The 11,602-nt window shown below is 51.5% G+C and carries 8 protein-coding genes and 1 pseudogene; all 9 read right to left on the bottom strand.

All coding sequences use genetic code 11. From position 1 onward, the window contains the following. Nucleotides 1–14 precede the first annotated feature (14 nt). The gene (locus PP263_RS03130; RefSeq protein ID WP_308366917.1) at nt 15–1,046 is read right to left on the bottom strand and encodes a sulfite exporter TauE/SafE family protein; all 1,032 of its coding nucleotides are present in this window, start codon (nt 1,044–1,046) and stop codon (nt 15–17) included. Between the two features lie 120 nt (nt 1,047–1,166). Beyond that, nucleotides 1,167–2,642 (bottom strand): cytochrome P450, encoded by a 1,476-nt coding sequence (locus PP263_RS03125; protein WP_308366915.1) that lies wholly within the window; start codon nt 2,640–2,642, stop codon nt 1,167–1,169. 22 nt (nt 2,643–2,664) lie between these two features. Further along, nucleotides 2,665–3,270, bottom strand: a complete 606-nt coding sequence (locus tag PP263_RS03120; protein WP_308366914.1) for a chorismate pyruvate-lyase family protein — start codon at nt 3,268–3,270, stop codon at nt 2,665–2,667. 147 nt (nt 3,271–3,417) lie between these two features. Continuing rightward, complete coding sequence (locus PP263_RS03115) at nt 3,418–4,992, bottom strand: NAD(P)-binding domain-containing protein (protein ID WP_308366913.1); 1,575 nt, start codon at nt 4,990–4,992, stop codon at nt 3,418–3,420. Nucleotides 4,993–5,166: 174 nt separating this feature from the next. After that, nucleotides 5,167–6,270, bottom strand: coding sequence for a 3-deoxy-7-phosphoheptulonate synthase (locus tag PP263_RS03110; RefSeq protein ID WP_308366912.1), 1,104 nt, complete (start codon nt 6,268–6,270; stop codon nt 5,167–5,169). A 481-nt stretch (nt 6,271–6,751) separates the two neighbouring features. Continuing rightward, nucleotides 6,752–7,093: a helix-turn-helix domain-containing protein gene (locus tag PP263_RS03105; protein ID WP_308366911.1), complete on the bottom strand. Its 342-nt coding sequence runs from the start codon at nt 7,091–7,093 to the stop codon at nt 6,752–6,754. A 150-nt stretch (nt 7,094–7,243) separates the two neighbouring features. After that, nucleotides 7,244–7,423 (bottom strand): annotated as a pseudogene (locus tag PP263_RS22650) (hypothetical protein); the annotation flags it as partial. Nucleotides 7,424–7,790: 367 nt separating this feature from the next. After that, complete coding sequence (locus PP263_RS03100; RefSeq protein ID WP_308366910.1) at nt 7,791–8,474, bottom strand: CerR family C-terminal domain-containing protein; 684 nt, start codon at nt 8,472–8,474, stop codon at nt 7,791–7,793. 8 nt (nt 8,475–8,482) lie between these two features. Further along, on the bottom strand, nt 8,483–11,593 hold the full coding sequence (locus tag PP263_RS03095; protein ID WP_308366909.1) for an efflux RND transporter permease subunit: 3,111 nt from the start codon (nt 11,591–11,593) through the stop codon (nt 8,483–8,485). Nucleotides 11,594–11,602: the final 9 nt, after the last annotated feature.

The raw sequence follows: 11,602 nt of genomic DNA, 5'->3' as shown, positions 1-11,602 counted from the left end.
ACCGCCTGTGTCATTTAACTGGCCAGCGGTAGACCACTGCCCAGCACCTTGTCCGGAGATTGCAGCTCTTCGGCCGCCCGGAAAGCATTGGCGCCCGCGAGCCGGCTTCCCAGCTTGCGCAACCACTCGAAAACCAGCAGGCAAAGCCCCACGGCGCTCAGGGAGGCCAGCAATCCCAGTGACCCCAACGCCGCCCTCTCTGCGTGAAAGGTCCATACCAACTGGCCCACACAGAGCAGCGCCACGATCAGCAGGGTCAGTTTGCGATCGATCAGTGACACAATAAACACTCCCAGCGGGGCCCCCAGTATCACCACCGGGGCGGCCGCCAGCCAGTTACCATAGACCTCCGGGTGCCAGCCACCACCAACACTTTTTACCACCACGCCGACAACGGAGTTAAAGGCCATGATCACCACCGAGGTGGGAATAGCGATCTTCAGGTCCACTCGGCATAGCAGAACCAGCGCGGCGTAAATCACCATATCGATCCCCACCCCCGTCACCGACACCGCCGTGGCTCCCGCCACAGCCCCCAGGGCAAAGCCGATCCGGAAGTCCCGTCGCGGCTGCAAACCACCACTGCCGGAGTGGGCCGTGATCTCACGGAGGCGATACAGGTGCAAAATACCGAAGCTACCCCAGACCACTGCAAAGACCAGCTTGATCCACAGCTCCGGTACCAGCGGGGCGATCAACTGAATCCCCAGGGGAGTGCCCAGCAGCGAGCCGAGCATAGCGCCTTTAAGCATATTGCCGGCCAATGGCTGGCGCCGGGCAAGCAGGAAAAAACTCGCACTCACCATACCGATCGCCTGCACCGCAAAGCTGAAATCCCGCCCCAGGCTCGCCGGGGTGTCGAACAGGAGCACCAGCACCGGGAAACCAACTGTGCCGCCGCCCATGGGAGTGGAACCCGCTGCGTAACTGCCCAGCGCCATGGCCAGCGCCATCGGCCAGTGCTCCTTTGCCATCTGCCAGTTGTCCAGGCCGAATACCAAGAATGCCCAGACTGCGTAGAAGGCTGCCAGCCAAGTCATCCACATAAGTATCCCTTTTGTCGGGAATCGCCGATGCCGCCCGGTCAAGGCCGAACCGGAACAACCGCCCTGTGTAGACAGAGGAGCAATATTCACATTTGAAGTGTTCATTCCATTTGCTTCCCGTTAAATCCTTGGTGTCGCCACCATTCGATAGCTCTCCGGAACCAGAAACACACCCGGTATAATTTTATGTGCTCTTTTTTCACCGGGCGCTGCGGAAAACCTGAACCGATAAACCAAGTGCGCACAAAGCAGGAATATCTGCATGCGCCCCAGGTGCTCGCCGATACACCGTCTGGCTCCCAGCCCAAAGGGAAAGAACTTGTTCTGCAGATCCTTGCGCAGCTTTCCTTGCTCGTCAAGAAACCTTTCCGGATGGAACCTTTCCGGTTCATCCCATACCGAAGGGTCACGGGTAACGCTGTAATAGTTCACGATTACTGGGGTGTTTTTCTCTACGATATAATTGCCGATCATGGCATCACCCGTTGTCGCATAGTAGACCGCCGCCATAGGACTGATTGAAGTATGCCGCAACAACTCGTTTATAAACGCCTGCATATGGGGCAACCTGCTCCGATCCGACATCTTCGGGACACCATCGACCACCGCATCCAGCTCTTGTTGCAGAGTCTCCTGCACCTCGGGGTAACGAATCAGGTAGAGCAGCGCCCAACGCAGTGCGAAAGTTGGAACTCCGGTGCCCGCCCCAGCAAACTGAGTGAGAGAGCCGTTGACAACGTCCTGCTCATGAACCTGGAATTTATCGCGTTCCACAAGGGGAACCTGTCGCACCCCCCGCAACAGGTAATCGCACATGTCACGCGGATTGCACTCGTCAAACGACTTCTTGTGGTCATCGACATTCCTGGCTATATACGCACTCAGTCCGGTTATCCCCTCCTTGAAATTATCCAAAGAGTGCTTTCTGCTCAGATAAAAGAACAACCTCCATGCCCTGGGCAACAAGCCGAGCCTCACGGCGTTCATAAATCCGTTGGGAAGGAAGGTCAGACCATTTTCATTGAAGGACCGCTCGTCTTCCCGGGTACAGCTCCGGCCAAAAATTATCCTCTGGATGAAGCTGAGATTGGCGAGGGAAATGCAGCGGTTCGGATCGAAAGCACCTTCGTGCCTGGAAATGGTTTCGGACAGATGGTCGGCCTCCTGATGAAGCCAGGACTCCATCTCTCCCCACCTGCCTGCAAAATATTCCTGCATGGCCCCGACAAACAGGTCCCGATGCCGCCTCCATGAGTCTCCACTTTTCAGCTCCAGGAAATGGCGCTGTGGAGCCTCTCTGAGAATATCGAAGTCCGCGCGGTCACTGAATTTTCCATCTTGGTCCACCAGTGCGTCCCAAACGACTCCCAGATTATTCAGTACTACTATTTTCTTTCCAGCTACAGTTAACTGGAAAACATCTCCATATTTACCAGATAGCTCGCTGAGCTTTACATGCATCTTTCCATTGACAAAGGGAAGTACATTGTTAATCGACATTCTGGACGGGCCCGGCGGCTGTGAGTACAGCCCACCTATCGACCTTCCATCAAAGGCGCTGTCAAAGGCAGCCTCCTCTCTCGGTTCGAGATACATTTTCAATGCTCCTGTACAATTTTCAATTGATCGCCGAGAGCTTTTCCCCAAAGAGATCCTTGGGAGAAAACCGGATATTACGGAACCAATTTCTGGGAAATTTTTCCGTTATTCTCATCACCGGCTTGCCGCGGGAAAAAACCCGGTACGTCCGGTATAAAAGTGCTTCATTTTCACTGATGGAAAAGTACTTCCCCGTATTACCGGAACATTCCTCACCCCACTCAACAAGACTTTTGTAAGTTTCCACCTGGAAAAGATCCCACATTTTCCCAATGGGAGCCTTGGTTTTGAGCAGCATATCCGAAAATTTTCCATCCAGATTCTCCGGGGCGATGAGCGATTCCGCATAGAGATAGTTGATACCGGATAGCTTTCCCTGCAGAGTTACCGTACGTCGCCACAGAAGCTGCCCGGATAACAGTTCCAGCTCTGGAATATCGAAAGCCGTCGCACCAACTTCCTCGAAAATCTTCTGTGCACATAGACTTTCCCTCGATATCTCTTCCAGTAGGTTGGTCATGGTTCCATCTGAACTAAGCAGGATACGCTGAAACGTACTGAGCTCCAGACTTCTTCCCGCACAACCCTCTTCCCGCCGGAAAGTACTATCGGACAATCTGATCATGACAAACCCTCAGAAAAAAGATCTTTAACAGGAGACAGGCCCAAGCAGCATTCTGTGGCACCCGCCGTTCTCGTGTACTAACGTACAGCACCAACTCCTTGGCGACCGCCGCAATCATATCTCGCGACATTGTGAAACCGCCCTCAGCTATAGAGCTGGCTCGGCCCTGCTACTTTGCATAGCCCTGATACGAAACTGAGGTATACGAGGTATCACCTTGCAGAGAAATGCGCTTGCCTCCAGATAGGCGATGCGTCGCCAGGAGCTGATATTCGGGAATTCCAGCAGAAACTTTCTGGCTTCTTCGGGCATACTATGAGGTCCGGACAAGCGGTACTGGGCGGCGAACTGCGGGCCGTGGAGGAGCTTGACCCTGAGCTTTAGGTCCTCCCGGAGAGAGGGAATCCTGGGCATACAGCCCACCAGTTCCGCGAGAGAGTCCATATAGTGGCAATAGTTCACCAGAGAGGCCACTTTTGGCGTGATTCGGTATTCATTCCGCCAGTGTGCAGCATCCTCCCGGATGACTTGCCGCTGCTCCCCTATTGAAGGCAGCTGGGCCTTTCCGCTATACAATTGGGCCAGATAGCGGGATTGCATTTCCGCAATCACAGGCACTCCGCCTTGCTGGGGACGAGCGAAACCGACAAACGCCAATGACTCCCCAACTTCGGGGATGAACATCTGCTTGAAGAGATCCCTGGTATCGGAAACCTCCTTATCCAGGAAAGAAAATTCCAGTTTGTAACCAGTGCAGAACACAACTGCATCGATTTCCTCGCGAGTTCCGTCCTTGAAGATCACTCCCGTTTCGTCGAACTGCTTTATGCCGCCGATATTGGGAATCACCTTACCATCGGCAATAGGCTTGAACAGCCGTTCGTTTTTCGTAACCGCCTGGTGAAAAGACGGACCAGATTTCATCAGCCATTGACCACGAATCCTAAGATCCGGATTCCGACTATTGACATATCGCTTGAAAATCCCCTTAGTGATGCCGGCATGAAATCGGTGTGGAAGACGATTTACAATTCGAGAGGTTAGCCAGGAAGTATCTATTGTAAAATAGGTATCTTCCTGAAAAGCCATATATCGTGGGGCAACCGCATGATAGCGGCGAAGGGAGAGAACACACCTCTTTGCAACAGTGGATATCTCCGAGGTTATATCAGCGGAACTTTCTCCCAGACCGACACAAAGCACTCTCTTTCCCTCATAGAGACTTTTATCTCGGTAATACTTGGAATGAATGACTTCACCCTTAAAGTTTTCCAAACCTTCCACTTCGGGTATCTTCGGGCTCTGAAAGTGGCCGGAACAGACTATTACCGCATCAAACTCCAACCTTTCTACCTGCCCTCCGCGAGAAATCTCCACCTCCCAAAGCGCACTGTCTACAGATCTTCTAACCGATATTACTTCTGAACTGTACCTTATTTTTTCTGCGATGTTGAACTTGTCCACATAGGACCTAAGGTATTCACGATACTCAGCCTTGGACCAGAATTTCAGACGCTCATTTACCGGAATATAATCTGAATAGGCCATGAAATAGTTGGATATTGTGAGATGAAGGTCGTCATATATCTCATTTCTTGAAAACACCCCCCCGAGATTATCCAGGCGCTCAAAACAAACAACATCATGACCTTCATCTGTCAACTGTTTGATAGCTGAAATACCGGACAAGCCAGCGCCGATTACCGCCACGCACTTCTTCATGATCCGCTCCTAAAATAAAATAACAATAAATTTTTCCTGGACTAACGCCCGAATCAATCTACTTCAAGTCTTAAAAATTTAATCAATTCATTAATCATCAAATACTAAATCAGACTTCAAATATCCGGATTGTAAAATTACGACAGTTTTTAAAGTATTCTTCTATGCAATTTTTCATACAACTTCTGCCAGGGATTTTGGCGAAAACCTGGAGTCAATAGCCACAGAAATATCCCTACTCAAGCTGTGGATAGCTGTATGGGTATCCCCCCATCCAATACAGGGGTCTGTAATGGAAACACCGTATTTAAGTCCTCCGTCTTGTGCGTGATCCATAGACTGTCGCCCTTCATTCAAATGGCTCTCCAGCATGATTCCAACCACTGATCTCGACCCCTCCCGAATCTGTAGCCCAATCTCTCCTGCCACGTGCAACTGCCGTTTATGATCCCCTCTGGCATTTCCATGACTGCAATCCACTACAATACTGCGATTTACCCCGATATCCGCGAGAGTTCTGTCTGCCTCATAGACACAATCCCCGCCGTAATTTGGCTGCTTTCCGCCGCGCAGTATCAGGTGGGTATCGGCGTTTCCGGCACTTCTGGCGACTGTGATATAGCCGTCTTCGCCTATTTTCAGGAATCGATGGGAATTGGCGGCCGACTTCATGGCATTGGCGGCTATCTGTACATTGCCGTCTGTACCATTTTTGAACCCCACGGGCATGGGAAGATCACTGGCCATTTCCCGGTGAACCTGGGACTCCGTAGTGCGAGCGCCGATGGCGACCCAACTGACCAAATCTCCCAGATACTGAGGAATTACGGGGTCCAGCGCCTCGGTTGCACAGGGAAGCTCGAGGTCGGCCATAAACAGCAGCAACTCCCTGGCTCTGCACAGACCTTTTTCGATCTCGAAAGAGTTGTTGAGGTCCGGGTCGTTGATATAACCTTTCCAGCCCAATGAAGTGCGCGGCTTTTCAAAGTAGGTTCGCATCAGGATAAAGAGATTATCCTTGTACTTCTCGTGCAGCTCTTTAAGACGACAGGCATATTCCTGCGCGGCCTTGGGGTCATGAATCGAACAGGGGCCGGCTATGACCAGAAGCCTCGGATCCTTTTTTTGGATGATACGACTGACAGCCTCTCTCGATCTGACAATCAGTCTTTCTGCTTCTCTTCCGGGCGGGTACATAGTCCTAAGCTGAAGCGGGCTGATTATTTTCCCGCACCCCGGTGCACTGATGTTGTCCAGAATTTTCTGTGAAACTGACATATCTGAGCCTCGTGGATATTGGTGGTATTACGGTTATTCCGATATGAGCTATCTGCAAAATCTTGACTCAGGTTAGACCATGCAAAAGCTTAGAAAATAGTAAAATTGCGACACCAATTTTCATGAATTCAGGAAATTAAATATTTTCTGACAATACCTTTCCAAGCATTCTATATATGAGTCAGAATTGTGCATATAAAGTTAACTTTTTATTAAATAGCCCTAAAACTGTGCATATTATTTCCATCATTCTAAGTAATTTAGAAAATGCACCTTTCGCATACAAAATAATCCAAATTATTATATGACCGCACATTGTTGATGCATTTTCGCAACGAACAACCAGATCAATACCGCTGCAACACAAAAAAATAAACCAGGCCCATCCATTAATAGACAGGAAGTGAAACAACAAAAAAGCCGCCATATTTCAGGCGGCTGACAAATCCAATATATAAAGAAAGGCCAGAGCTGCCTGGCGTCAGGCTATACACTCGCCTCTTTCAGAAAACAACCGCTTTCGATATTCATTGGGAGTAATGTGATAGATATCCTTAAACTCCCGATTGAAGTGGGCCTGATCATAGTAGCCACAGCGATAGGTTATATCGAGGCAACTCAGGGAGCTATAGCTATCCAGCATTCTTCTGGCGAAGTCTGCACGCAGCAGTTTCATCAGTCTCTTCGGACTCATACCCACTTGCTTCTTGAACAACCTCTGGAGTTTTCTCACTTCAATACCAACCTCCTCAGCCAGATCCTGCAATCGGACATCGTAATGATTGGATGAGATATGCTTGAGAATACCAAGTACAAGGGACATGTTACCATCCGGATCAGACAGGTTGTATGTGAGCCATGTTTCAACAGAGGTTATCTTCTGCTCATCCGAAGCACATAACTCAAGGAATCTGAAGAAGTTCCTTGGAAGGATACAGCTAATTGAATAAAGATTGTTAAATGTATTATGCAATCTTCCCAGGTCAGCTTTAAAGAACAAACAAAACATACCTGGATTGAAGCGTATTCTTATTAAATTCACTTCCCCGCTTAAACGAAGTGTTACATTCTTCGAGTTTGCTCCATCAAAATAGACACCCTTTCCGAATATCTTGTCATCCAGCGTTATGGAACCTCCAAGATTTATAACAATTCCAACCCCCCATCCGGATAGAGATCTACAATTCTGGGGCGTTCAAATTTTCCAGATATTACTTGATAGCAGTTTATATACGAGGAAAGAATTTTCCCCGGCATGTATTTTCTATGTTGTTTACAATCCTGAATATAGCCTACGTCCATTTCACTCTCCATAATAACAACTAGAAATTTCCTTAATATTGAACAACCTCTCAGCCGTTTGTTTTTATATTCGTGCGATAACAGAGTAAGTTATCCCCCTCTGCCCCGCGGGCTTTCATAGCGAGGTGCGCCGTGCGCATCATTAACAATCACGCGATATTTCAACAATCAATACCTATTCATATTCACCCCTCCTTCACTAGAAAAATAATTTTTGTTCATTTTAAACTTGTATATTCCGAAGCGAAATTTTCCCTCGTGAAGAAGTTAACATGAGAAAGGATGGTCTCTTCAATAATCTCTATCACTTCCTGGCTGTAACCATCTTTCCCCCCCAACCGGCGTACAATAGAGCTCCGCCCAACAAGAAAAAACACCACCTGCCCAATTAATGTGTGGGCTTCCAGGGTAGCGCGGATATGGTCGTGCTCCAGTCCGGCAAGAACGGCTATGAGGCGACTGAGGATTCTGTACACACTATCGAACACTTCGTTGTAGAGGATATCGAATGCCTCCGTGGGATTGGCCTGTTCCCTCATTACCAGTAACAGCCAGCAACTTGCTTCATCATCCACAACAAAGGTTTGAATCATATTGCGCACCATGCCCTTCAGAATGACGTGGGCGTCCTCGGCTGTCAGGCCGACCATATGACTCTCTTTCTGGGATATCATGTCCAACCTGAACCGTTCCCGCATGCGTTCGGCGATATGACTTACAATTGCCAAGTAAAAGCTTCGCTTGTTTCCAAAATAATAAGCTATGGACCCAATATTCGATTCCGCCTCCCTGGCAATCATCCGGGTGGTAGTTCCCTTGAACCCATACTCTCCAAACAATCGCATTCCCGCGGATATCAGTTTTCCTGCCGTTTCGTCCGCCAAGTATTCTCTTATATTCATTCAATCACTCACTCACCCGTACTGTTTGGCATAGCTGCCGGGAGAAATGCCGAGTCGTTCTCCCGGACGGATTCCCCGATAAAGTAGCTGTAGAGCACCGGAACCACTCCCAAGCTCATCACCGTTCCTACCATAAGCCCGAAAGCCATGCCACTGGCCATACCGTAAAACAGCGGATCCCGGCCGATGATCAGGGGCAGAAACCCGAGGACAGTGGTCACCGTGGACATCACAATTGGCCGAAGACGGCGGACCGACGCTCGCACTATTGCTTCGGACATGGTAAGTGAAGGGTCCTTCCGGTCGATATCGATTCTGTCAATCAGCACAATTGCGTTGTTGATAATGATTCCGGCAAGACTGTAAATCCCCAGCAATACCATAAAACCAAAGTTGGCCCGCATGCACAGCAACCCCAAAGCCACCCCTACGATCACCAGGGGAATAGTGGCCACAATCAGCATGGGGCGTTTGAAGGAGTTGAATTGCCCTACCAGGAGAATAAAAATCAGACCCAGGCAGAGTGGCAGGTTTGCCTGCAGTGCGGCCCTCCCCTCCGCTGACTCGACCACCACGCCGTCGAATTCAATCCAGTGGCCTGGAGGCAGGGATTCCTGCAGGTGAGCCAGATTTTCCTCTACTCTAGGCTGCATGTCTTCCGCGGTCATATACTGGTTACGCCCCTGAACAGTGATACTGCGCACCAGGTTTTCCCTGTCCACCCGGTAATAACCGCTACTCAGTTTGACTCTGGCCACCTGATTGAGGGGAATCCCCTCCCCCGAGCCGCCCGACGGATAAACCGTGAGCGACTTCAAACGTTGCAGGCTTGTGCGTTCCTCACCCGCGTAGCGCAGTACAATGGGAATAATACGGTCTCCTTCGCGGTACTCGCTCAACTGATAGCCGTTGATAACACCTTTCAGCGAGCGGGCTATGTCCCCGGAGGTAATGCCCACAATGCGAGCCTGCGCCTGATCTACTTCGATCATCAGCGAGGGGATTCGCGCTTCCCAGCTCTGTTTTACGTCCAATGCTCCTGGCACACTGCGAAAGATGGTCTCGATTTCCCGGGCAGTGGAGAAGATCACTTCACGATCCGGCCCTTTCACCTGCACCTCCAGTACGGTACTGTCGGAGGGGCCGAGAAACATCCTGGTGACCTGGGCCGATACCTCGGGAAACTCCTGTGCAAGAATGGCGCTCACCCCCTGAATCACCTGCCCCATGCGCGTGCGATCGCGGATGTTTAGCACCATGAACCCTTTGTTGGGGGCCGGGTCCATCGGTGTCAGCGACAGCACAAACCGCGGTCCACCAAATCCCGCGTAGGCGGCGATACTGACGATCTCCGATGCCAGATCAGCATCGCCGCGCAGCCGGGCGCTGATTGCCTGCACTTTCCTATCCGCCTCTGTGGCAGCTATATCGGAAGGCAAATCGATATACATCAACACTTGGCTGCGGTCCGAATCAGGAAAGAATTTCTTCGGAACCATCTTCATCAGACCGACACAACTTATCAACATAACCCCCATAAAAATCAGGAAGGCCATGCGCCGGTGCATTACCCGGCGAAGCAGCCGTTCGTAGCGGCCCGCCATCCACCGGAACAGGCGATCAGAAAGGTTATTTTCGGCAGCAGAAGCCTTCAGAAATCGATGGCAGAGTGCCGGCGTAACCGACAGGGACAAAAGCCAGGAGGCCAGCAGGGTGATGGCAATAACAACGGATATGGATCGGGTGTACTCTCCAGCCACATGCTCCGCCAGCATCAGCGGGAGGAATACCAGAATGGTGGTGAGTGTCGAGGAAAGTAGGGGAACGGCCAGCTCGCCGCCTGTCTGCCGCAGGGCCTCGTCGCGGGAAGCGCCCCCTTCCAGCCGGGTTTTGAAATCTTCGGCGATCACGATGGCATTGTCGACGAGCAGTCCCAGGGCAATGATCAACGTCGCAAGGCTCATTCTCTCCAAAGTCAGGCCAGCAAATCCCATTACCGCCAGGGTTATCAACATCACGATGGGGATAATGGAACCGACGATAAGTCCGGTGCGCACTCCGAGAAACAGAATCACGACGGCCAATACAATGACAAGCGTCTGAATTACATTGGCACTGACCCCGTAGACGGCGTTTGCCACCTGTTCCGCCTGGAGGGTCATGATATCCAGTTGGTAGCCCGCCGGCAGTGTGGTTCGGATTTCTTTCAAGGCCTCCGCAACCGCATTCCCGTAGTCCAGGACGCTGTAGCCATCCAGCATCGAGATCGCGAACACGATCGCCCGCCGCCCGTTGAAGTAAGCCGTCTGCTCTACGGGCTCTTGGTGTCCTCGCTCTATTCGCCCCAAATCGCTCAGGCGGACAGTGCCGCGGCCGGCGGGAAGCTGGATCTCAGCCAGTTTCAACATTTCCAGGCTCCGGTACTCTCCGGATACCTGCAGGGCGAAACGCTGCTCCCCCGCCTCGATGACACCCGCCGGCGGCAATATATTGCGCTGCTGCAACTGGGAGGCCAATCTCAGCGGGGAGAGACCCAACTCGGCCATCCGGGCTTCCGGCAGGTCAACGAAAATCCGTTGAGGCTGAACACCCAGCAACTGCACGCGCCGGGTGCCCTCTATGGCATAAAGACGCGCGCGGATGTGCTCCGCCATTTCCACTTGCTCGGCCTGGGAAAAATGTTTGGCAGTGAGGGCTGCAGTCACCACGGCCACATCCCCGAAATCGTCGTTCAACACGGGAGTTCCAGTTCCCTCCGGCAGTTCTGCCCTGGCGGCATCAATCTGCTCGCGCACCTCGTCCCAGATCTGATCGAGATTGAAGTAGCGGTCGTGGATCTCCACATGGATCAGCGAACGCCCCCGGATGGAGGTAGAACGAATGTTTTCCACCTCACCCAGGGCACGTACATGCTCTTCAATCGGCTTGGTGATTTTCTCCTCCACCTCCTCCGCGGGCAGACCTGGAAAGCTGGTGCTGATCACGGCTTCACGGATGGTGATTTTCGGATCCTCTCGCGCCGGGAGGGAGAAATAGCTGAAAGCGCCGTAGACGACTGCCACCGCAGTGGCGAGGAAAACCACCGGGCGGTAACGGTAGGCCAGTTGGGATATATTCATCGCCGCCCT

The organism is Microbulbifer sp. TB1203 (assembly GCF_030997045.1).
In the GTDB taxonomy this organism is placed as follows: Bacteria; Pseudomonadota; Gammaproteobacteria; order Pseudomonadales; family Cellvibrionaceae; genus Microbulbifer.
Note: the sequence above shows the minus strand (reverse complement) of the source record. Positions and strands in the feature narration are given on the sequence as shown.